Genomic DNA, 21,631 nt, shown 5'->3' on the forward strand with positions numbered 1-21,631 from the left:
GGGGCGGGCCCGGCGCTAGCCGCCCAGCAGGTCTTCGATCCGCACCGGCAGGTCCCGCACCCTCACCCCGGTTGCATGGTGCACCGCCGCGGTCACCGCCGCCGCCACGCCCGCCAGGCCGATCTCGCCGATGCCGCGCGCGCCCAGCTCGTTCAGCGCGGTGTCCGGGTGGTCCAGGAAGACCACGTCCATCTCCGGCGTGTCCGCATGGGTGGCCACCAGGTAATCGGCCAGGTTGCTGTTGATGGGCGCGCCGTGGCGCGCGTCGTACTCGGTCTCTTCCAGCAGCGCCATGCCCAGGCCCATGACCAGCGCGCCTTCGATCTGGTTGCGGCCGGTCCGGGGATTGATGATCCTGCCGGCGTCGATCACGGTCACGATCCGGTTCACCCGCAGCTGTGCCAGCTCGGGCCGCCAGCCCACCTCGACGAAATGCGCGCCGTACGAATGCATGGAGCGCTGGTCCGCTCCGTCATCGGCATCGCTCGGGCCGGCGCGTCCCTGCCCGGCCAGGTGGCTGAGCCCGGCGCCCTGGATGATGGCCTCGAAGGGCACGCCCTCGCCCGCCGGCTCGCCGCGGGCGCGCACCTTGCCCTGCTCGTAGACCAGCGCATCGGGCTTTTGTCCCTGGTAGGGCGAGGCCGGGCTTTGCGCCGCGCAGGCCAGCAGCTGCCCGATCGCCGAGCGGGCCGCGCCCAGCACGGCCGGCACCATGGAGCCGGTGGCCATGGACCCGCCCGAGACGGGTCCCTCGGGCAAGGCGGTGTCGCCCAGCTCCACCCGCATGCGCGCCAGCGGCAGGCCGGTGGCGTGGGCGGCCATCTGCGCCATCACGGTATAGGTGCCGGTGCCCAGGTCCTGCGTGGCGCTGGCGATGCGTACCGTCCCGTCGCGCTGCAGCCACAGCTCGGCCTGCGCGGGCAGGCGCTTGGCCAGCCACGAGGCGCAGGCCATGCCCCAGCCCAGGACCTGGCCGTCGCGGCGCATCGCGCCCACGCGCGGGTCGCGCCGCGCCCAGCCGAAGCGCCGGGCGCCTTCCCGCAGGCATTGGGCCAGGTGGCGGGTCGAGAACGGCACGCCCCGGCTCTCGTCGATGCGGGGCTCGTTGCGCAGGCGCAGCTCGACCGGGTCGATGCGCAGCTTGACGGCCAGCTCGTCCATCGCCGACTCCAGCGCGAACATGCCCGGCACCGCGCCGGGCCCGCGCATCGATGTATTGGGCGCGATGTCGCGTCGCGAGAAGCCCGAAGTCACGCGCAGGTTCGGCGTGCTGTACAGATACGGCGTGGCCTCGCCGCAGTTCTCCTTCATGTGGTCCAGCCGCGAGGCATGGTAGAGGTAGTCATGCCGGATCGAGGTCAGGCGCCCTTCCAGCGAGGCCGACAGGCGGATGCGCTGGCTGGTGTTGCTGCGGTGCCCGACGGTCTCGAACATCATCTTGCGGGTGATCTCCAGCCGCACCGGGCATTTCAGGTCGCGCGCGGCCGCGGCCGCCAGCACGGCGTGGGTCCAGGGCCAAAGCTTGCCGCCGAAGCCCGAACCCAGGTACTCGGTGATCACGCGCACCCGCCGGGGCTCGACACCGAGCATCTGCACGATGACGGCCCTGTGGTTCACCACCGCCTGGGACGTCTCGTACAAGGTGTACTGCTCGCCGTCGTACACCGCCACCGTGGCATGCAGCTCGATGGGGTTGTGGGTTTCGACGGGCGTGGTGTAGGTATGGTCGATCCGCACCTGCGCCAGCTGGAACGCGGCATCCGGATCGCCGCGCTCGCTTTCGGTCTTGCGGCCCTGTTCGGCGTGCAGGGCCATGGACACGTCCGGCGGCTCGTCCGCATAGCTGACGCGCACCGCCTCGGCGGCCGCCTGCGCCTGCTCCAGGGTCCGGGCCACGACCAGGGCCACGTACTGGCCGTAGTAATGCACCCGGTCATCGCTCAGGGGCGGGCGCTTCTCGTCGATGGATACGCCGCTGCCGGGCGCGACCCGGTAAAGCGGGCCGATGTTCTCGCGCGTGTAGATCTTGCGCACCCCGGGCATGGCGGCGGCCTGGCCGCTGTCGATGCGCAGGATGCGGCCGCGCGCGATGGTGGCGCGCACCGGCATGGCATAGACCATGCCCTCGAAATGACGGTCCGCCGTATAGGGCGCCAGGCCGCTGACCTTGAGCGGGCCGTCCACGCGCGCATGGGCGCCGCCGATGGCGGGCTGGGCCGGGGCATGCGGAACTGCGGATTGCATCGTTGCTCTCTCCTCAGTCGGCGGGGACCACGCTTTGCAGCGCATGGGCCACGCAGCGGCGCGCCAGCTCGATCTTGAAGGCGTTGCCCGGCAGGGGACGGGCCTGCTCCAGCGCCGCCTGGGCGGCCTGGCCGTACAGCGCGCGCGTGGGCCGGCGGCCTTGCAGCGCGGCCTCGGCCTGGTGCGCGCGCCAGGGGCGCGTGCCCACCCCGCCCAGCACGATGCGCAGGTGCCCGATGACGCCCCGCTCCACGGCCGCCACCACGGCGGCCGAGGCCAGCGCGAATTCGAACGACGCCCGGTCGCGCAGCTTGACATAGGCCGAGCGCGCGCCGGGCACGGGCGGCGGCAGCACCACGCCGGTGATCAGCTCGCCAGCGCGCATGGCGTTTTCCTTGTGCGGCGTATCGCCCGGCAGCAGATAGAAATCCTGCACCGGCAGCTGGCGCCGGCCCGATGCGCTTTGCAGCAGCACCTGCGCATCGAGCGCGGCCAGCGCCACGGCCATGTCCGAGGGATGCGAGGCCACGCAATGCGCGCTGGTGCCCAGCACGGCCAGGTTGCGGTGATAGCCGTCGATGGCGCCGCAGCCGCTGCCCGGCTCGCGCTTGTTGCAGGGCATGGCCGTGTCGCGGAAATACACGCAGCGCGTGCGCTGCAGCAGGTTGCCGCCCGTGGTGGCCATGTTGCGCAGCTGCCCCGAGGCGCCCGAAAGCAGGGCTTGCGAGAGCACCGGATAGTCGCGCCGCACGCGTTCGTGCTGCGCCAGGTCGGCATTGCGCACGGTCGCGCCGATCTCCAGGCCCCCCGCGGCCGTGTCCCGCAAGGCGTCCAGCGGCAGGCGGCTGATGTCCACCACCGCCTGCGGGGTTTCCACCTCCAGCTTCATCAGGTCCAGCAGCGTGGTGCCGCCGGCCAGGAAACGCACCGACGCGCCCTGGCCGGCCTGGCTGGCGCGGGCGGCCGCCTGCAGGGCCTGCTGCAGGTCCTGCGCGCGGGTCAGTTCGAACGGTTGCATGCCCGCCTCCCTAGCGCCGGCGTACGTCCTGGATTGCGGCCACGATGTTGCGGTAGGCGCCGCAGCGGCAGATGTTGCCGCTCATGGCCTCGCGCACGTCGGCGTCGGCCGGGCCGCAAGGCTCGCCGAGCAGGGCCACCCCGGACATGATCTGGCCCGCGGTGCAGTAGCCGCACTGGTAGCCGTCGTGTTCGACGAAGGCCTGCTGCATGGGATGCAGGCGAGCCGGGCAGCCCAGGCCTTCGATGGTGGTGATCCGGTCGCCTTCGTGGGCGGCGGCCAGGCTCAGGCAGGCGTTCACGCGCCGCCCGTTCACGTGCACCGTACAGGCGCCGCACTGGCCGTGGTCGCAGCCCTTCTTGGTGCCGGTCAGGCGCAGGTGCTCGCGCAAGGCATCGAGCAGCGTGGTGCGCACATCCAGCGACAGTTTCATTTCCTTGCCGTTGACCGTCAGCGTCACCGGCACCAGGGCCGGCGGTGCGCCGGCGGCGTGGCTGTGGCGCGATTCGCTCTGCACGAGCTCGCGCGGCAGGGGATGGTTGGCGAAATCGGGCATGGCCGGCCTCCTGGCATGGACTGTTCCATGGTAGGGGACGGCGCGGCCCGGCGGCCTGTTCCAAGCGCGTGCGAACGCGTCCGTTTGTAAGCCGCACGCACCCCGGCGCACGGGCAGGCGCAAACGGGGACGCCCCGCGCTTGGGTACACTTGTGCCCCTTTCCCGCGTCCTGCTCCTGCCGCGCCATGCCCGCCACCACCGAAATCCGTCCCGGCCAATCCATCGAACTGCTCAAGGCCCTGCACATCCTCACGCGCGAGGGCAAGATGAACCAGGACAGCCGGCGCAAGCTCAAGCAGGTCAACCATCTTTACCAGTTCATCGAGCCCTTGCTGGCCGAGCTGCATGCGCGGCGCGGCGCGCTCAGCGTGGTCGACCACGGGGCGGGCAAGTCGTACCTGGGCTTCATCCTCTACGACCTGTTCTTCAAGTCCCTGGACGGCGGCTCGACGATCTACGGCATCGAGACGCGCGAGCCCCTGGTGGCCGGGGCGCGCGAACTGGCCCGGCGCCTTGGGTTTGACGGCATGCGTTTCCTGAACCTGTCGGTGGCCGAATCCATCGGCAGCCCCGCCCTGCCCGCCCGGGTGGACATGGTGACCGCCCTGCACGCCTGCGATACCGCCACCGACGACGCCATCCGCTTCGGCCTGCACAAGCAGGCCGAACACATCGTGGTGGTGCCCTGCTGCCAGGCCGAGCTCGCGGGCGTGCTGCGGCGCAAGAAGGCCATGTCCCTGGGCGCCTCGGCGCTGGCCGAGCTGTGGCGCCATCCCCTGCATACCCGCGAGTTCGGCAGCCAGGCCACCAACGTGCTGCGCACCCTGCAGCTCGAAGCGCACGGCTACCAGGTCACGGTGACCGAACTGGTCGGCTGGGAGCACAGCATGAAGAACGAGCTGATCATCGCCAGCCGCAAGCCGGGCCGGCCGCGCGCACAGGCCGCGCGGCGCCTGCAGGACCTGCTGGCAATGCTGGGCGTGCCGGAGATGGCCGAGCGGTATTTCGTGGCCGAGCACGGCGGGCCGGATCCGGCCTGAGCCGATCGCGCCGCCCTGCCGGGCAGTCTCAGGATTGCGCGGGCTCGTCGCGCATCAGCCGCCGCCAGCCCTCGTGGCCGAGCTTGCGCAGGGTTTCCTGGTTGCGCAGATAGACCTGCGAAGCATCGGGATAGGCCTCGATGGCGCGGTCCAGGCTGGCCTCGCGCAGCACGTGCAGGATGGGATAGGGCGAACGGTTGGTGTAGTTCTCGATATCGTCGGGCTGGCTGCCGGCGAACTGGTACTGCGGGTGGAAACTGGCGATCTGCAGGATGCCGTCCAGCTCCATGCGCTCGAGCAGCTCGTCGGCCACGTCCAGGAAATCGTTGTAGTCCATGAAGTCCGCCAGCGCGTGCGGCAGGATCAGCAGCGCCGTATCGACCGCCTCGGGATCGGCCTGCGCCACCGACTCGAGCAGCGCATGCAGGTCGGCCAGCACCTGCTGCCCGGTGCGCGCGGCGCTGACCACGTAGCGGATCTGCTGCTTGGCATGGACGCTCTTGGCGAACGGACAGAGGTTCAGGCCGATGACGGCCCGCTCCAGCCATTGCCGGGTCCGGTCCAGGACGAGGGAATCTTGGTCTGCGCTCATGGCGGTCGAAATAAGGAAGCCAGCCGCGATTCTAGTCCCGAAGATGCCCGGCTGGCGTCTCCCATAGCGAGACGGCCAGTTCATGGGCCTGGCCCGGCGCCAGCGCCAGGGCGTCCTGCATCACGTTGGCGGTTTCCACGCACAGCATGCCGGTCCAGGCCTCATCGGGAAACTGCGACAGCCGCCGGGCCTTCTCGACGTGCGGATTCCAGACGATGGCCGAGCGCGAGCCCTCGGCGCGCAGGTGCACGCGCCGCCCAAGCACCGGGTCGTCGATGGCCAGCTCGGCGGGTACGTCCTGGTAGATGCGGTCCACTTCGCCCTCGAACCGCACCGGCCCGTGCTGCACGCGCTGCTGCCAGGCGCCCACGGTGTCGAGATAGGTCTTGCCGTCCAGGCCCGACACGCTGGCGCGGCGCACGTCGCCCACCGCGAAGTAGGTGTGCAGCGCCTGGCCGATCGTGACGCTGTGCGCGCCGGCATTGTGATTGCGCAAGGCGATGCGCAGGCGCCCGTCGGCCGAGAGCCGGATCCGGACTTCGGGCTCGACGGCCTGGGGCCAGTCCGGCCCCTGCGTGCGCGGCAGCCGCAGATGCAGCCAGCACGCCTGCGGATCGGCGCCGCTGCCCAGCACGTGCCAGGGCAGGCCGCGCGCAAAGCCGTGCGCGGGCGCGGCGCCCTCGCCGGCCTGGCGCGGCCAGGACTGGCGCACTGCTTCGGGATTGGTGCGCGCCAGGTCGTTGAACCAGGGCCAGCACACCGGCACCCCGCCGCGCACCGAGACGCCGGGCAGGTATTGCGCCTGGGGGCTGAGCCACAGGACCGGCGGGCCGCCGGCACGGCCGTATTCGAGCACCTGCGCGCCCTGCTCGGCCACCCAGGCCTGATAGCCGCCGCTGCGCAATAGCCAGCATGCCAGGGGGCCGCGCGCGGTGCGTTCGGGAAGTAAGGGTTTCATCTTCGGATCTTCGGCTTGGTGGGCGCCGCCCTGTTCGATCATGCGTTATGGTTGCACAGGAATCTATCGCAGCGACAGGAGCAAGCACCGTGGACAGGCTGGCGCACGAACGCATACTGATCGCCGGCTGCGGCGACGTGGGCTTGCGCGCGGCCGGCCTGCTGGCCGCCCGGGGCGCGCAGCTGTGGGGCCTGCGCCGGCGCGTGCCCGAGCCCGGCGCGGCCCCGGCCGGCATGCGCTGGATCGCCGCCGACCTGCGCGATCCGGCCACGCTGGGGGCGCTGCCCGAGGGCATCACGCGGCTGGCCTACCTGCCCACGCCGCAAGCGCGCAGCGTTGCGGCCTACACCGAGATCTTCCTGCACGGCCTGCGCAACCTGCTGCGGGCCCTGGACGCCTCGGCGCTGCGGCGCACCGTCCTGGTCTCGTCCACCGCCGTCTACGGGGAGCACCACGGCGACTGGGTGGACGAGGCCACCGCGCCGGCCCCGGCCGGCGCCAACGGCCACGTCCTGCTGCAGGCCGAGCAATGGCTGGCCCGGCAGCCGGGCAGCCATGTCGTGCTGCGCCTGGCCGGGCTGTACGGGCCGGGGCGCGGCTGGCTGCTCGAACGGCTGCGCCGGGGCCAGGCGGCCGCCCCGCGCCATCGGCCGCACTGGGCCAATCGCATCCACGTCCAGGACGCCGCCGGCGCCCTGGCGCACCTGCTGCTGCATCCCTGCCCGCAGCCGTGCTATATCGGCTGCGACGATACGCCGCTGCCGCTGCACGAGCTGTATGGCGCTCTGGCGGCCCTGGTGGGCGGGCCCGAGCCGCCGGACGGACCGGCCCCGGCGGGCGTGGGCAGCAAGCGCCTGTCCAACGCGCGCCTGCGGGCCAGCGGCTATGTGCTGCGCTGGCCGGACAGCCGGGCCGGCTATGCCGCCCTGCTGGCCCGCCCCGATGCGGCCTAGAACACCCCGAACAGCCAGAGCAGCAGGATGATGGGCAGGGGAATGCCGATAAGCCAAAGCAAGATGCCGCGCATGAGCGTCTCCTTTTACGTGTTGCCGTAGACCCATCATGCCCGGTGCGGGCCGCGGCTGGCTTGTCCAAAGCATTCAAATCGATGCAATGGGCAACGCGCCGGCGCGCGCCAGCCGACGCCGCGCGGCCCCGCCGGCCGGGCGTTCGCCCCGCTTTCACTCCTCGTGCACCCGGGCGGCGCGCCCGCGCTTGAGCTGGCCATGCGCCAGCTTGCGCTGCACCCGGCGGCGCTGCGAGGCCCGCGTGGGGCGCGTGGCGTGGCGGGGCTTTTGCGGCTCGGCGGCCTTGCGCAGCAGCGCCAGCAGGCGCTCCAGCGCCTGGGCGCGGTTCTTTTCCTGGCTGCGGTAGCTTTGGGCCTTGATCACCACCTGGCCGTCCTGCGTGACGCGCCGGTCGCCCAGCGCCAGCACCGCCGCCTTGTAGGCCTCGGGCAGGCGCGCGCCGGCCAGGTCGTAGCGCAGGTGCACGGCGCTGGAAACCTTGTTGACGTTCTGCCCGCCCGCCCCCTGGGCGCGGATCATGGTGTAGTGCAGGTCGCGCGGATCGAGCAACAATTGGGGGGTAATCGCGATCATGCGCCAAGTCTACGCCGTGCCGGCGCTTGCGCTATAGTGGGGCGTTTTCAATACTGATAAGCATTCTCAAGCATGAAGCCCGAACGCCCTGTCCTGTCCCGCGGCCCGGTGCGCGTGAAATCGCGCCGCATGATCACGCCGCTGATGGTCCGGCTGACGATGGACACCTCGCGCCTGCCCGACATGGCCTGGCGCTATCCGGCCCACGCGGTCAAGCTTTTCGTGCCGCACGAGGGCCAGACCGTGGCGCGTACCTATACCATCCGCCGCTACGACGCCGCGGCCCGCGAAATGGACCTGGATTTCCTGCTGCACGGCGACGGCCCGGCGGCGCGCTGGGCGCAACACGCCCAGGCCGGCGAAGACATCGAACTGGCCGGGCCGCGCGCCGGTTTCGCCCGCGCGCCCGGCGCGGCCTGGCAGCTGATGATCGGCGATGCCACCGCGCTGCCGGCCATCGCCAGCATGCTCGAATCGCTGCCGGCGGGCGATCGCGCGCTGGCCTTGATCGCGGTGCGCGACGCCGCCGAGGAGCAGCCCATCGAGACCGCCGCGCAGCTCCAGCTGCGGTGGGTCCACGTCCAGGACGGCACGCCGGCGTCGACCGGGCACGCGCTGGAGCAGGCCCTGCACGCGGCGGCGCTGCCGGACGGCCCCGTCCAGGTCTTCATCGCGGCCGAATCCTCGGCCGTGCGCGGCCTGCGCGCGCTTTTTCCGCGCCAGGGCGAAAGCCGGCCCGGCTGGGACGTCGTGCAAATGCACGCCACCGGCTACTGGAAACAGGGCGCGCAGGATTACCATGACCACCATTGATGCCTGCCCGTCTTGCAGCCCGTTGGCGATCCGCCTGGCGGGCCCTGCCGCCTGCCCGCCATGTGCCTAGCCGTCCTTGCCCTGAACGCCCATCCCCGCCTGCCGCTGCTGCTGGTGGCCAACCGCGACGAATACCACGCGCGCCCCAGCCTGCCGGCCGGCCCCTGGCCCGGGCATCCGGACATCGTCGCCGGCCGCGACCTGTCGGCCGGCGGCACCTGGCTGGGCATCGCGCGCGGCGGGCGCTATGCCCTGGTGACCAACTACCGCGACCCGCGGCGGCTCATGCCCGATGCGCCCTCGCGCGGCGCGCTGGTGCAGGATTATCTGCAAGGCGCGCTCGGGCCCGAGCCATACCTGCGCGAACTGGCGGCGCGCCAGCAGCGCTACAACGGCTTCAATCTCATCGTGGGCGACCCGCAAGGCGCCTGGTACGCCGGCAACCGCGATCCGCAGGGCGGCCCGCGCCGGCTGGCCGACGGCGTGCATGGCCTGTCCAATCATCTGCTGGACACGCCCTGGCCCAAGGTGCGGCGCACCCGCCAGGCCGTGGCCGCGCTGCTGCGCGAACCGCACGCGCCCGCGGTGCAGGCCCTGATGGAAGTGTTCGCCGACCGGCGCGGCGCGCCCGACGGGGAACTGCCCGACACCGGCGTGGGCCTGGCGCGCGAACGCATGCTGGCCAGCCCCTTCATCGCCAGCCCGGACTACGGCACACGCTGCACCACCGTCGTGCTGGCCGGGCCGGACGGCGCGATCAGCCTGTATGAACGGCAGTACGACCCGCAGGGCGCGGCGGTGCACGAGGCGGGCTGGCGCTTGCGCAAGGGCCCGGCGCACCGCATAAGCGCTACAGACGGTTCGGTTTGCTTACCCTAGCCGGCCACGCCCGCCCTTAGCATGGTGGCTGTCGTGGACTCTGCAAGGAAAGGCACGTGACGGCACGGCAGGAGCTGGAACAGGAACGGCAAGCGCACCAGCACGACCTGGCGGACATGCTCGATGCACTGAGCGAGCTAGGCCAGGCCCATCGGCACGTCAGCGTGGGCGACATCCGCGAAAGCGTCGGCGAGCGCAGCGTGGGCCCTTTCCTGACCATTCCGGCCCTGCTGGAGATCAGCCCCCTGGGGGCCGTGCCCGGCGTGCCGACCGCCATCGCGCTGGTGCTGGCGATTTTCTCGGCGCAGATCCTGTGCGGGCGCAAGCACCTGTGGCTGCCCGGCTTCATCGAACACCGCGCCGTGCAGGGCCAGAAGCTGGCGCGCGGCATGCGCAAGATCCGCCCGGCGGCCGACTGGATCGACCGCTACATCCAGCCGCGCTGGATGGAACTGACGCGCAAGCCCTTTCGCATGGCGATCGGGGCGATTTGCCTGGCGCTATGCCTGACCGTGCCTTTCCTGGAACTGGTGCCTTTTGCCAGCAGCGCGCCGATGGCCGCCATCGCGCTGTTCGGCCTGGGCCTGACCAGCCGCGACGGCGTGCTGGTGTCGGTGGGCCTGGCGCTGTCGGCCGGGGCCGGCTATCTGCTGCTTGCCAGCCTGGGCAAGGGCTAGAAGGCCCGCGAGGCCAGCGGCGTGCGCCGCAGAAAGGCCTCGAAGGCGCTGCGAAACGCCGCCTCGGGCGCGGTCAGCTTGCGCTGGGCGTTCCAGACGAAGAACACGTCGATCTCGGCCACGCCCTCGTCCGGCGGCAGGCGGCGCAGCAGCTGCGCCTCGATGTCGCGCACGATCATGTGCTCGGGCAGCCAGCTCAGGCCCATGCCGGCGATCACCATGCGGCGGATCTCCTCGATGTTGGACGAGGTGCCGACGATGCGGCCGGTAAAGCCGCGCTGGTCGCGGAAGATGGTCAGCGGCGAGAGCGTATCGCCGATCTGGTCGCTGGCAAAGCGCACGAAATCCTGGTCCTGCAGCGCGTGCAGGCTGACCTGGCCGCGCGAGAACAGGGGGTGGTGCCGCCCGCACACCACGACGTAGCGCTGGCGCATGAACAGCCGGCGGTTCAGCCCTTCGACGGGCTTGCGGCACAGGCAAATGCCCAGCCCCGGCTGGCGCTTGGCCAGGGCATCGAGGATGGCCGAACTGGGCATGACCTCGACCTGGAACTCGATGCGGGGATGGCGGCGGTGGAAGTCGGCCAGGAACTCGTCGTAGGGCAGGCTGTGGATGCGGCTCATGACCAGCAGCCGCAGCGGTCCGGCGACCTCGTCCTGGTGGCCGGCGGCCACCGCGTCGATGCGCGCCACCGTGCCGTAGACCTCGCAGGCGATGGCGTAGACGTCCTCGCCCAGCGGGGTCAGCCGGAACTCGCCATGGCGCCGCACCAGCAGCTGGCCGCCCACGCTTTCCTCCAGGCGCCGCAAGGCCTGGCTGACGGCCGGCTGGCTCAGGTGCAGCACGGCGGCGGCCCGGCCCACCCCGCGCTCCTGCACCACGAACAGGAAGGTGCGCAGCAGGTTCCAGTCCATGCGCTGGCGGGCGTGGCTGGACGAAGGCGGTGCGGACGGCGGGCGCTCCATGCAAGGTGCGGTGTCTGGCAAAGCAGCCAGCTTAGCAAAACCCGCCGGCGCGCACGCCTCAGGCCCGGGCCTGGTCGAATCCGCCGAAGAACTGCCTGGCCAGGGCGCCCAGCCCTTCGATGTAGTAGCCGCCTTCCTGCACGATCAGCGTGGGCAGCTGCATGCCGCCGACGATGGCGCCCAGCCTGGCGAAGCCGCCCTCGCCCACCGCCACCTTGGCCTGCGGGTCCTTCTCGAAGATGTCAAAGCCCAGCGACAGCACCAGCACGTCCGGCTGGTACAGCGCCAGCGCGCGGCGGGCCTGCTCGAGCTGGTCGAAGAACACCGCCTCGTCCGAGCCGTGCGGCATGGGCAGGTTCAGGTTGTAGCCCAGGCCCGGTCCGGCGCCGCGCTCGTCCTCGAAGCCGGCCACCACGGGATAGAAGTTGGTGGGGTCGCCGTGGATCGACACGTAGAACACGTCGCTGCGCTCGTAGAAGATCTCCTGGATGCCCTGGCCATGATGCATGTCGGTGTCCAGGATGGCCACGCGCCCGTAGCGCTGGCGCAGGCGCTCGGCCGCGATGGCGGCGTTGTTCAGGTAGCAGAAGCCGCCGGCCGCGTCGCGGCGCGCGTGATGGCCGGGCGGGCGGCACAGCGCATAGGCCTGGCGCTCGCCGGCCAGCAGCGCGTCGGCCCCGGCGATGGCGCACTGGGCGGCCGCGTACACGGCCTTCCAGGTATCCGGGCCGATGGGCGCGCTGCCGTCGGCCAGGTAGCGCCCGGCCTGGGCCAGCACCCCGCGCAGCGCGTTGGGTTCGCGCACGAACACGTTGGACATGACTTCCTCGCCCCAGTCCTGGCCCAGCGCCATCCAGTCGGCGTGGGCGTTCTGCAGAAAGCGCAGGTAGTCGATGGCATGCACGGCCGAGATCGCGCCGGCGCCCGCGTCCGGTGGCGTCTGCACGGGATAGCCCAGCTCCTGCATGGCCTGCAGCAGCGCGTCCAGGCGCTGGGGCAGCTCCTGCGGGGCGCGCATCTTGCCGCGCGAGAAATAGGTGCGCGGATGGTGCAGGCGCTGGTCGGGATGGTAGTAGGTCTTCAAGGGGTCCTCTTGCTGTCTGTCGGTTGCGGCATCAGGCGGCGTGGGGATCGGCCTGGGCGGCCATCACCCGCTCGCGGGGGCGGCGCAGGCCCATGACCGACACCAGCGAAATCAGCGAAATCGCGCTGAACAGCAGCGCCAGCGGCCACCATTGTCCCTTGTACTGCTCGGCCAGGATGGTGCCGACGATGGGCGTCAGCCCGCCGAAGATCGCGCCGCTGAGCTGGTAGGCCATCGAGATCCCGGTATAACGGATCCGGGTCGGGAAGCTGTCGCTGACGTAGCCTGCGATCACCGCATAGAAGGCGCCCAGGCCGGCCACCGCCAGGCCCACGCCCAGCACCACGCTGGTCAGCGAGCCCTGGTCCACCAGCGTGAACATGGCGTAGGGCGTGGCCACCGAGAAGGCGGCGGCCGCGACCAGGAAGCGGTGCACGCCCACCCGCTCGGCCACGTAGGCCGACAGCGGCGTGATGAAGAACTGCATGATCGAGACGATCAGCAGGCAGTTCAGGATCAGCGCGCGGTCCATGCCCAGGTAGCTGGTGGTATAGGCGATCATGAAGGTATTGGTGAAGTAAAAGCCCGCGATGCCCAGCACGTTGGCGCACACCGCCATGGCCAGCAGCCCGGGCGCGCCGCGCAGCACTTCCCACAGCGGCGGCTGCGCCGCCTTGGCCTGCTGCAGGCGGCGCTCCTGCTCCTTCAGGAAGTCGGGCGACTCCTTGACGCTGACGCGGATGGCAAAGCCGATCACCAGCATCACGGCGCTGAACAGGAAGGGAATGCGCCAGCCCCAGGACAGGAAGTCCTCGTCGGGCAGGGCCGTCACCAGCTTGAACATCACCATGGACAGGATCAGGCCGGCCGGGCTGCCCAGCTGCGCGAAGGAAGCGAAGAAGGTGCGCCGCTTCTGGTCGGGCGAATGCTCGCCGGCCATCAGCACCGCCCCGCCCCACTCGCCGCCCACGGCAATGCCCTGGATGAAGCGCAGCACCACCAGCAGCACAGGCGCCCAGACGCCGATGGTCTGGTAGGTGGGCAAAAGGCCGATCAGCACGGTGGCCACGCCCATCATCAGCAGCGTGATGACCAGCGATTTCTTGCGGCCGATGCGATCGCCGATGTGGCCGAACACCGCCCCGCCCAGCGGGCGGGCGAAAAACCCTACGGCAAAGGTGCCGAAGGCGGCCAATGTGCCGTAGAAGCCGTCCACCTGCGGGAAGAACAGCTTGCCGAACACCAGGGCGGCGGCCGTGGCGTAGATGTAGAAGTCATACCATTCGATCATGGTGCCGACGAAGGCGGCGGTGGAGGCGCGCACCGGCTGGTGCATGCGCGGGTCCGGATTTCCCCTGGACATGTGGCGGTCCTCGCTGAGAGTCAGTTGGTGTATGGGCGAGGTTTATAAGCCGGCTTGGCCCCATAAGAAAAATGATGATTTCTAATTCTGCATATTCATCAAATTTATCTGCCGCCCGCGGGCGCCGCCCTCCAGGAAAAGCGCGGGAACGCCTGGGGATGGGATCCTACAACGCCGGGTAATCGACGTAGCCCTGCTCGCCGCCCTGGTAGAAGGTGGCGGTGTCGGGCGGGTTGAAGCCGGCGCCCTCGCGCAGGCGCCGCGGCAGGTCGGGATTGGCGATGAACAGCTTGCCGAAGGCCACCGCGTCGGCCTCGCCGTTTTCCAGCACCTGCGCCGCGCTTTGCCCGTCGAACTTCTCGTTGGCGATGTAGACCCCGCCGAAGGCCTGCTTGAGCGCCGGCCCCAGGCGGTTCTCGCCCAGCGATTCGCGCACGCACAGAAAGGCCACGCCGCGCCGTCCCAGTTCGCGCGCCACGTAGGTGAAGGTGGCGGCCGGGTCCGAATCGCCCATGTCGTGCGAATCGCCGCGCGGCGACAGGTGCACGCCCACGCGGCCCGGCCCCCACACGTCGATGCAGGCATCGGTCACCTCGAACAGCAGGCGGGCGCGGTTCTCCAGGCTGCCGCCGTAGGCATCGGTGCGCAGGTTGGTCTTGTCCTGCAGGAACTGGTCGAGCAGGTAGCCGTTGGCGCCGTGGATCTCCACGCCGTCAAAGCCCGCCGCCTTGGCGTTTTCGGCGCCCACGCGATAGGCCTGCACGATGGCCGGGATCTCGTCGGTGCGCAGGGCCCGCGGCGTGACGTATTCGCGCTGCGGCCGCACCAGGCTGACATGCCCGGCCGGCTTGACGGCGCTGGGCGCGACCGGCAGCTCGCCGTCCAGGAAGATCGGATCGGAGATGCGGCCCACGTGCCAGAGCTGCAGGAAAATGCGCCCGCCCTGCTCGTGCACGGCCGAGGTCACGCCTTTCCAGCCCTGCACCTGCTCGGCCGACCAGATGCCCGGCGTATCGGCATAGCCCACGCCTTGCGGCGTGACCGAGGTGGCCTCGGACAGGATCAGGCCGGCCGAGGCGCGCTGCGCGTAGTAGTGCGCCATCAGCGCATTGGGCACGCGGCCGGTGCTGGCGCGCGAACGGGTCAGCGGCGCCATGACGACGCGGTTGGGCAGCGTGAGCTCGCCCACGACAAGGGGATCGAACAAAGAGGTCATGCGGAAACTTCCTTCTAGGGAGGCGGCCCGTTCAGAGTTCCTTGGCGCTGTGCTCCAGGAAAGCCTGGATCAGCGCCTCGTTGCGTTGGAAGAACACCCATTGCCCCACCTTCTGCGAGGTGACCAGCCCTGCGCGCTGCAAGACGGCCAGATGCCCCGAGACCGTCGATTGCGACAGGCCGGCGCGCTGGTCGATCCGGCTGGCGCACACGCCCAGCTCCCAGGGATGCTCCTGGGGCTCGAAGCTTTGCGCCGGCGTTTTCAGCCAATTGAGGATCTGTCTCCTGACCGGATTGGCCAGGGCTTTGTGTATGGCGTCGATGTCCACGCGGATATCCGGACGGAGGATCGCTACGAGGCGCCTGCCGGGATCGGCAGGCATGCCGGGCATCTTAAATCGGGATTTTCCGATATACAACCCTGCGTGCCGCAGGGTCTTGGCGGACGTGCGCGGCCGTAAAATGCCGGCTTATCCCCTTTTTCTTTTCTGGCTACATGGCTTACGCCGTCAAGGAACTGTTCAAGACGCTGCAGGGCGAAGGCGCGCATGCGGGCCGCGCCGCGGTGTTCTGCCGCTTTGCCGGCTGCAATCTCTGGAGCGGGCGCGAAAGCGACCGGGCCCAGGCCGTGTGCCGCTTTTGCGATACCGACTTCGTGGGCACCGACGGCCCCGGCGGAGGCAAGTTCGCCACGCCGGCGCAACTGGCCGAGCGCCTGGCCGCCTGCTGGGGCCCGGCGCGCGCGCGCCGCTACGTGGTCTTTACCGGCGGCGAGCCGCTGCTGCAGCTGGATGCGCCCCTGATCGAGGCGGTGCATGCCCAGGGCTTCGAGATCGCCATCGAGACCAACGGCACCCTGCCGGTGCCGGCCGGCGTGGACTGGATCTGCGTCAGTCCCAAGAGCACCGCGCCCCTGGCGGTCACCGCCGGGCACGAGCTCAAGCTGGTCTATCCGCAGGCCGATGCCCAGCCCCAGGCCTATGCCGGCCTGGACTTTCGCCATTTCTGGCTGCAGCCCATGGACGGGCCGGCGCGCGCGGCCCATACGGAGCAAGCCGTGGCGTATTGCCTGGCGCATCCGCAATGGCGGCTGAGCCTGCAGACGCACAAATACATAGGCATCCCATGATTTCCATCACCCGCCGCCTGCATTTCGATGCCGGCCACCGCATTCCCGACCACCGCAGCCAGTGCCGCAACCTGCACGGGCACCGCTACGTGCTGGAGATCACGCTCGAAGGCGTGGTGGCCGATGCGCCCGGCCAGTCCGACAACGGCATGGTGATGGACTTCGCCGACATCAAGGCCATCGCCCACACCCACATCGTCGAACCCTGGGACCATGCCTTCCTGGTCTACGAGGGCGACCGCGCCGTGCGCGGCTTTCTGGAAAGCCTGCCGGAGCACAAGACCGTGGTGCTCGACCGCATCCCCACCGCCGAGAACCTGGCGCGCATCGCCTACGATATCCTGGCCCCGCGATACGAAGGCCACTACGGCAAGCAGTTGCGCCTGGCCCGCGTCAGGCTGTACGAAACGCCCAACTGCTGGGCCGACTGCACGGGCTGAAGCCGGCTTACGCGTGCTCATGGCGGCAGCAGCCGCGCCAGGCTGTCCAGGGTGTCGGCTTCGTGCGCGGGCTTGTCCTGGCGCCAGCGCAGGATGCGCGGGAAACGCACCGCGATGCCGCTCTTGTGCCGCGGGCTGCGCGCGATGCCCTCGAAGCCCAGCTCGAAGACCTGCTCGGGCACGACGCTGCGCACCGGCCCGAAACGTTCCTGCGTGGTGCGCCGGATGATGGCGTCGACCTGGCGGATCTCGGCATCGGTCAAGCCCGAATAGGCCTTGGCGAAAGGCACCAGCTTGCGCCCGGGCGCCTCGGGCGGGCCGTCCCAGACGGCGAAGGTGTAATCGGTATAAAGGCTGGCGCGCCGGCCGTGGCCCCGCTGGGCATAGACCAGCACCGCATCGATGGAATAGGGATCGATCTTCCACTTCCACCACACGCCCACGTCCTTGGTGCGCCCCACGCCGTAGTGCGCCTGGCGCGCCTTGAGCATCATGCCCTCGACGCCGCGCTCGCGCGAACGGGCGCGCAAGGCATCGAGCGCCTGCCAGTCCTGGCCATGCAGCAAGGCAGACAGGCGCAGCGCCGCGGTGTCGCCGCCGGCGGCCGGCGGCCAGGCATCGGCCTGCCCGGGCAAGGCCTGCCGCAGCACGGCCTCGAGCTGCCCGCGCCGGCGCGCCTGCGGCCAGGCGCGGCAATCCTCGCCCTGCCATTCGAGCAGGTCGTAGGCCAGCATCGCCACCGGCGCCTCGGCCCGCAGCCGCGGGCTCACCGTCTTGCGGCCCAGGCGTTTTTGCAAAGCCGCGAAAGGCTGCACCGCGCCCTGCTTGCACACGACGATCTCGCCGTCGATCACCGTGCCGTCGGGCAGCCGGGCCGCCTCTTCGAGCAGGTCGGGAAAACGGTCGGTGACCAGTTCCTCGCCGCGCGACCAGATCCAGGTCTGTCCGGCGCGGCGCACCAGCTGCGCCCGGATGCCGTCCCATTTCCATTCGACCTGCCAGTGCGAGGGCGCCCCGAGCTGGCTGTCGAGCTGGTCCACCGGCCAGGGCAGCGCATGGGCCAGGAAGAAGGGATACGGCATGCCGTCGCCGCGGCCGGCCTGCCCGGCCTGCACCGGCGCGAACAGCGCCAGGTAGGCCTGGGCATCGGGCTGGGCGCGCAAGTCGGTATAGCCGATCAGGCGTTGGGCCACGAGCTTGGGATCGAGCCCTGCCACTTCGGCCAGGGCGCGCGTGAGCAGCAGGCGCGAGACGCCGACGCGAAAGCTGCCGGTGATGAGCTTGCCGCAGACGAAACGGCCCTGGGTGTCCAGCAAGGCATACAGGGCATGCAGCGCCTGCAGGCATGCCTCGGGCGGCAGGCCGCGCAGCGGTAAAAGGCGCTCGCGCATCCACAAGGCCAGTCCCTGCTCCCCGGTATCGGCCTGCGGGCCGGCGTCCTCGTCGGGAAACAGCAAGGCGATGGTTTCGGCCAGGTCGCCCACCGCCTGGTAGCTTTCCTCGAACAGCCAGGGCTCGATGCCCGCCGCCTGCGCGCCGAACAGGCGCAGCAGCTTGGCGGGCACCAGCTGGCGCGGCTTGCCGCCGGCCAGGAAATAAGCGGCCCAGGCCGCATCCTCGGGCGGGGCCTGGCGGAAATACGAGACCATCGCGGCCAGCTTGGCCTTGCTCGAGGTGGTCGCATCCAGTTCGGCGTACAGGGCGGCAAAGGCCTTCATGGGGCTTCGGCCTCCTGCGCCTGGTCGCCGTATTCGGTCTCGAAACGCTCGGCTTGCAGGCCGCGCTCCTGCAGCCAGCGCACCAGTACCGGGACCTGGCCGTGCGTGACGAAGACCCGCTGCGCCCCGGTGGCCTGGATGGCCGCCTGCAGCCCCGGCCAATCGACATGGTCCGAAACGACGAAGCCGCGGTCCACGCCGCGCCGCCTGCGCGCCCCGCGCACGCGCATCCAGCCGCTGGCGAAGGCGTCGGCGTGCTCGCCGAAACGGCGCAGCCACGCCGTGCCCTGGGCCGAAGGCGGGGCCAGCACCAGGGCACGGCGGTACAGCGCGGGATCGCTGACCTGCGAGGGATGCAAGGTGTCCGGCAGCGCCACCCCCGCCTCGCGATAGAGCGCGTTCAGCGGCTCGATGGCGCCGTGCGCGACGATCGGCCCGATGGCCGGATCCAGGTCGTGCAAAAGGCGCTGGGCCTTGCCGAAGGCATAGCAATACAGCACCGAGGCGCGGCCGGCCTGGGCATTGGCATGCCACCACGCGTTGATCTGCGCGGCCAGCACCGCCTGCGGCTGCCAGCGGTAGATGGGCAGCCCGAAGGTCGATTCGGTGATGAAGGTATCGCAGCGCACCGGCTCGAAAGGGGCGCAGGTGCCGTCGGCCTCGAGCTTGTAGTCGCCCGAGGCCACCCAGACCTGGCCGCGGTATTCGAGCCGTACCTGCGCCGACCCGAGCACGTGGCCGGCCGGATGCAGGCTGATGCGCACGCCCCGGTGCACCAGGTATTGGCCGTAGCGCAGGACATCCATGCGCACCGGCCCCAGCCGCGCGCGCAGGATGCCGGCGCCTTCGGCGCTGCCCAGGTAATGGCCGCTGCCCGGCCTGGCATGGTCGCCGTGGCCATGCGTGATGACGGCGCGCTCGACCGGCCGCCACGGATCGATGTAGAAATCGCCGGGCGGGCAGTACAGGCCTTCGGGGCGGGCAACGACAAGGTCCATGCAAGACGGGCAAGTAGGGACCGGGCCAGCGTACCATCGCCCCGCCGGCCGGCCGGTTCCCGTCCGTATCGCGGCGCGCGATTGTGTAACCTTGCGTCCCTCTTTGCGGCGATTCCATTTACTGTATATTTATACAGTATAAAGGTTTGCCGCCATGGTCTGTCCCACGCCATCCCCCCAGCACATCCATCCCGCCTTGTGGCGCGGCTCGCAATGGTCCGCCGCGCGCCAGCCGTGCCTGCCCGCCGGACACGCGCCGCTGGCCGCCGAACTGCCGGGCGGCGGCTGGCCGCTGGGCAGCCTGACCGAACTGCTGCCCCAGCGGCCGGGCATCGGCGAGCTCCGCCTGCTGCGTCCCGCCCTGGCCCGGCTGGCGCCGCAGCGGCCGGTGGTCCTGATCCAGCCGCCCTACGTGCCGAACCAGGCGGCCTGGCGCCACTGGGGGCTGCAAGACCATCCCCTGCTGTGGCTGCGCCCCCGCACGGCCGCCGACGCCCTGTGGGCGGCCGAGCAGGTGCTCAAGAACGGCCATTGCGGCGCCCTGCTGCTCTGGCAGCACCCCATCGCCCTGCCCGCCTTGCGCCGCCTGCACCTGGCCGCGCAAGGCGGGGACATGCTGTGCCTGCTGGTGCGCCCGCCCCAGGCGGGCGCGCTGGCTTCGGCCGCGCCCTTGCGCGTGGCGCTGGCCCCGGCCGCGGGCGGGCTGCTGGCCCGCGTCCTCAAGCGGCGCGGCCCGCCTTGCGAAAAAACCCTGTTCATCGACCTGGACACCCGCTTGCCCGGCCTTGCCGGCCCCCTGCCCCATGCCCCTCTGGATCTGCCTGCACCTGCACCAGCTGATGCTGGACGCCTGCCGCACGCGCTGGCTTGACGAGCCGCACGCCTGGGCCCTGCTCGAGCGCGACCGCGTGGTGGCCGCCAACGCCGGCGCGCGCGAACTGGGCGTGGAGCCGGGCCTGCGCCGCAGCGGGGCCGACGCGCTGGCCCCGCAAGCCTGCCTGATCGAACGCGACCGGCGGGCCGAGCAGGCCCTGTTCGACCAGGCGGCGCTGGCCACGCTGGCCTATACCCCATACAGCGCCCAATACGAGGACCACACCCTGCTGATGGAAGTGCAGGCCAGCCTGCGGCTGTTCGGCGGCCCGCGCCGCCTGCTGCGCCGCCTGCAGGCCGACGTGGCCGCCTGCGGCGTGCAGGCCCGCGCCGCCATGGCGCCCACCGCCCACGGCGCCTGGCTGCTGGCGCGCCATGCGGGCCGCCGTCCCGCCCGCCATGTCCTCCAGCGCGCCACCCTGGCCCGCCGGCTCGATGCCTTGCCCTGCGCCCTGCTGCCGCAGGCGCGGGCGGTGCAGGATTGGCTGGAGGGCATCGCCTGCGCCAACCTGGGCCAATTGCGCCGGCTGCCGCGGGCCGGCCTGGCCCGGCGCAGCAGCCCGGCGCTGCTGCATGCGCTGGACCAGGCCTACCAGCCCGACGGACCGCCCGCGCTGGCCTGGTTCGTGCCGCCGGCGCGCTACCAGGCGCGGGCCGAGCTGATCGAGCGGCTCGAACACCTGCAAGCCGTGCAGGCCGTCATCGAACGCCTGCTGCAGGGCCTGTACCGGTGGCTGGCCGCCAGCCGGCTGGCGGTGCGCAGTCTGCTCATCGAGCTCGAACACGAGCGCGGCCGTCACGCCCGTGCGCCCACCACGCTGCACCTGGCGCTGGCAGAACCCGCCTGGCGGCACGAGCACCTGCAAGGCCCCTTGCAGGAACACTGCAGCCGGCTGCCCTGGGGCGGGCCCGTGGCGGGCGTGCGCCTGCGCACGCTCGAGCTGGCCGAGCAGCCGGCCGTTTGCGGCCAGCTGTTTCCCGAACCGGGCAGCGCGCCCGCGGATTACCGCCGCCTGCTGGACCTGCTGCGCGCGCGCCTGGGGCCCGAAGGCGTGCTGGGTCCGCAAGGCCGGGCCGACCATCGCCCCGAGCAGGCCAACCTGTGGGGGCCGCTGCCGCCGCAAGCCGCCTTGCCTGGGACTGCCTCGGGACGCGGGCCAGGGCCTGCCGGAGCGGCCGCGCCGCCGTCCCTGGCTTTCCCGGCGTCCTTGCCCGCCGCCGGCGAGCGGCCGTTCTGGCTGCTGGCCGAGCCCATACCGCTGGCCCTGCACCGGCACAAGCCCGTCTACGGCACGCCCCTGACCCTGCTGCGCGGCCCCGAGCGCATCGAAAGCGGCTGGTGGAGCGGCCACTACGTCAAGCGCGACTACTTCATCGCCCAGGATGCGGGCGCCGCGCGTTACTGGATCTTCCGCGAGCGCCGCCTCGAGGCGGCCCGCTGGTTCCTGCACGGCCTGTTCGGCTGAT

At 70.9% G+C, this 21,631-nt stretch carries 22 protein-coding genes; 9 read left to right on the plus strand and 13 right to left on the minus strand.

Features of this window, described 5'->3' with window-relative positions; genetic code table 11:
- Positions 1–15 precede the first annotated feature (15 nt).
- The 3 genes from V8Z80_RS01135 to V8Z80_RS01145 are packed head-to-tail and all read right to left on the minus strand — an operon-like array spanning position 16 to position 3,818.
- Complete coding sequence (locus V8Z80_RS01135) at positions 16–2,244, minus strand: xanthine dehydrogenase family protein molybdopterin-binding subunit (RefSeq protein ID WP_155192348.1); 2,229 nt, start codon at positions 2,242–2,244, stop codon at positions 16–18.
- A 13-nt stretch (positions 2,245–2,257) separates the two neighbouring features.
- A complete protein-coding gene (locus V8Z80_RS01140) occupies positions 2,258–3,262 on the minus strand; it encodes an FAD binding domain-containing protein (protein ID WP_336060748.1) in 1,005 nt (334 codons plus the stop codon).
- Between the two features lie 10 nt (positions 3,263–3,272).
- The gene (locus V8Z80_RS01145) at positions 3,273–3,818 is read right to left on the minus strand and encodes a (2Fe-2S)-binding protein (protein ID WP_336060749.1); all 546 of its coding nucleotides are present in this window, start codon (positions 3,816–3,818) and stop codon (positions 3,273–3,275) included.
- A gap of 186 nt (positions 3,819–4,004) precedes the next feature.
- On the opposite strand from V8Z80_RS01145, the gene V8Z80_RS01150 reads away from it, so the two are divergent.
- Positions 4,005–4,859 carry a class I SAM-dependent methyltransferase gene (locus tag V8Z80_RS01150; RefSeq protein WP_155192355.1) on the plus strand — a complete coding sequence of 285 codons (855 nt, stop codon included), beginning with the start codon at positions 4,005–4,007 and terminating at the stop codon, positions 4,857–4,859.
- 28 nt (positions 4,860–4,887) lie between these two features.
- Here the strand turns inward: V8Z80_RS01150 and V8Z80_RS01155 are convergent, their stop codons facing one another.
- Together V8Z80_RS01155 and V8Z80_RS01160 are read right to left on the minus strand one after the other, a co-directional pair.
- The gene (locus V8Z80_RS01155; RefSeq protein WP_336060750.1) at positions 4,888–5,451 is read right to left on the minus strand and encodes a DUF1415 domain-containing protein; all 564 of its coding nucleotides are present in this window, start codon (positions 5,449–5,451) and stop codon (positions 4,888–4,890) included.
- Positions 5,452–5,482: 31 nt separating this feature from the next.
- Positions 5,483–6,409: a D-hexose-6-phosphate mutarotase gene (locus V8Z80_RS01160; RefSeq protein ID WP_155192358.1), complete on the minus strand. Its 927-nt coding sequence runs from the start codon at positions 6,407–6,409 to the stop codon at positions 5,483–5,485.
- Between the two features lie 89 nt (positions 6,410–6,498).
- Here V8Z80_RS01160 and V8Z80_RS01165 point away from each other — a divergent pair, with 89 nt between their 5' ends.
- Positions 6,499–7,362: an NAD-dependent epimerase/dehydratase family protein gene (locus tag V8Z80_RS01165; protein ID WP_442951919.1), complete on the plus strand. Its 864-nt coding sequence runs from the start codon at positions 6,499–6,501 to the stop codon at positions 7,360–7,362.
- Between the two features lie 228 nt (positions 7,363–7,590).
- On the opposite strand, the gene arfB is transcribed toward V8Z80_RS01165, so the two are convergent.
- Positions 7,591–8,010, minus strand: a complete 420-nt coding sequence (gene arfB, locus V8Z80_RS01170) for an alternative ribosome rescue aminoacyl-tRNA hydrolase ArfB (protein WP_155192362.1) — start codon at positions 8,008–8,010, stop codon at positions 7,591–7,593.
- A gap of 72 nt (positions 8,011–8,082) precedes the next feature.
- Between arfB and V8Z80_RS01175 the strand changes: the two genes are divergently transcribed.
- Genes V8Z80_RS01175 through V8Z80_RS01185 form a run of 3 tightly spaced genes read left to right on the plus strand, consistent with a single transcriptional unit; the run spans position 8,083 to position 10,379 of the window.
- On the plus strand, positions 8,083–8,823 hold the full coding sequence (locus tag V8Z80_RS01175) for a siderophore-interacting protein (protein WP_155192365.1): 741 nt from the start codon (positions 8,083–8,085) through the stop codon (positions 8,821–8,823).
- Between the two features lie 60 nt (positions 8,824–8,883).
- Positions 8,884–9,702, plus strand: a complete 819-nt coding sequence (locus tag V8Z80_RS01180; protein WP_336060751.1) for an NRDE family protein — start codon at positions 8,884–8,886, stop codon at positions 9,700–9,702.
- Between the two features lie 56 nt (positions 9,703–9,758).
- Positions 9,759–10,379, plus strand: a complete 621-nt coding sequence (locus V8Z80_RS01185; protein ID WP_336060753.1) for an exopolysaccharide biosynthesis protein — start codon at positions 9,759–9,761, stop codon at positions 10,377–10,379.
- On the opposite strand, the gene V8Z80_RS01190 is transcribed toward V8Z80_RS01185, so the two are convergent.
- The 5 genes from V8Z80_RS01190 to V8Z80_RS01210 all read right to left on the minus strand — a co-directional run bounded on the left by V8Z80_RS01190 (position 10,376) and on the right by V8Z80_RS01210 (position 15,389).
- On the minus strand, positions 10,376–11,344 hold the full coding sequence (locus V8Z80_RS01190; protein ID WP_336060754.1) for a LysR family transcriptional regulator: 969 nt from the start codon (positions 11,342–11,344) through the stop codon (positions 10,376–10,378). The two genes, V8Z80_RS01185 and V8Z80_RS01190, sit on opposite strands and share 4 nt — an antisense overlap.
- A gap of 58 nt (positions 11,345–11,402) precedes the next feature.
- Positions 11,403–12,428 carry a histone deacetylase family protein gene (locus tag V8Z80_RS01195; RefSeq protein ID WP_155192369.1) on the minus strand — a complete coding sequence of 342 codons (1,026 nt, stop codon included), beginning with the start codon at positions 12,426–12,428 and terminating at the stop codon, positions 11,403–11,405.
- 31 nt (positions 12,429–12,459) lie between these two features.
- Positions 12,460–13,791, minus strand: a complete 1,332-nt coding sequence (locus V8Z80_RS01200) for an MFS transporter (protein WP_336060755.1) — start codon at positions 13,789–13,791, stop codon at positions 12,460–12,462.
- Positions 13,792–13,957: 166 nt separating this feature from the next.
- Entirely contained in the window at positions 13,958–15,007 is a 1,050-nt protein-coding gene (locus tag V8Z80_RS01205) for an alkene reductase (protein ID WP_336060756.1), read from the minus strand.
- Between the two features lie 31 nt (positions 15,008–15,038).
- On the minus strand, positions 15,039–15,389 hold the full coding sequence (locus tag V8Z80_RS01210) for an ArsR/SmtB family transcription factor (RefSeq protein ID WP_155192376.1): 351 nt from the start codon (positions 15,387–15,389) through the stop codon (positions 15,039–15,041).
- A 113-nt stretch (positions 15,390–15,502) separates the two neighbouring features.
- Here V8Z80_RS01210 and queE point away from each other — a divergent pair, with 113 nt between their 5' ends.
- Positions 15,503–16,135, plus strand: coding sequence for a 7-carboxy-7-deazaguanine synthase (queE, locus tag V8Z80_RS01215; RefSeq protein WP_155192377.1), 633 nt, complete (start codon positions 15,503–15,505; stop codon positions 16,133–16,135).
- A complete protein-coding gene (gene queD, locus V8Z80_RS01220) occupies positions 16,132–16,575 on the plus strand; it encodes a 6-carboxytetrahydropterin synthase QueD (protein ID WP_155192379.1) in 444 nt (147 codons plus the stop codon). The genes queE and queD overlap by 4 nt, the downstream gene beginning before the upstream one ends.
- 17 nt (positions 16,576–16,592) lie before the next feature.
- On the opposite strand, the gene V8Z80_RS01225 is transcribed toward queD, so the two are convergent.
- Positions 16,593–18,293 (minus strand): ATP-dependent DNA ligase, encoded by a 1,701-nt coding sequence (locus V8Z80_RS01225; protein ID WP_155192381.1) that lies wholly within the window; start codon positions 18,291–18,293, stop codon positions 16,593–16,595.
- On the minus strand, positions 18,290–19,291 hold the full coding sequence (locus V8Z80_RS01230) for a ligase-associated DNA damage response exonuclease (RefSeq protein WP_155192382.1): 1,002 nt from the start codon (positions 19,289–19,291) through the stop codon (positions 18,290–18,292). Before V8Z80_RS01230 ends, V8Z80_RS01225 begins: the two co-directional genes overlap by 4 nt.
- Positions 19,292–19,445: 154 nt before the next feature.
- On the opposite strand from V8Z80_RS01230, the gene imuA reads away from it, so the two are divergent.
- A complete protein-coding gene (imuA, locus tag V8Z80_RS01235; protein ID WP_336060759.1) occupies positions 19,446–20,162 on the plus strand; it encodes a translesion DNA synthesis-associated protein ImuA in 717 nt (238 codons plus the stop codon).
- The gene (locus V8Z80_RS01240) at positions 20,095–21,630 is read left to right on the plus strand and encodes a Y-family DNA polymerase (protein ID WP_336060760.1); all 1,536 of its coding nucleotides are present in this window, start codon (positions 20,095–20,097) and stop codon (positions 21,628–21,630) included. The genes imuA and V8Z80_RS01240 overlap by 68 nt, the downstream gene beginning before the upstream one ends.
- The last annotated feature ends 1 nt before the right edge of the window (position 21,631 follow it).

Source organism: Orrella sp. JC864 (assembly GCF_037026685.1).
GTDB lineage: Bacteria > Pseudomonadota > Gammaproteobacteria > Burkholderiales > Burkholderiaceae_B > Orrella.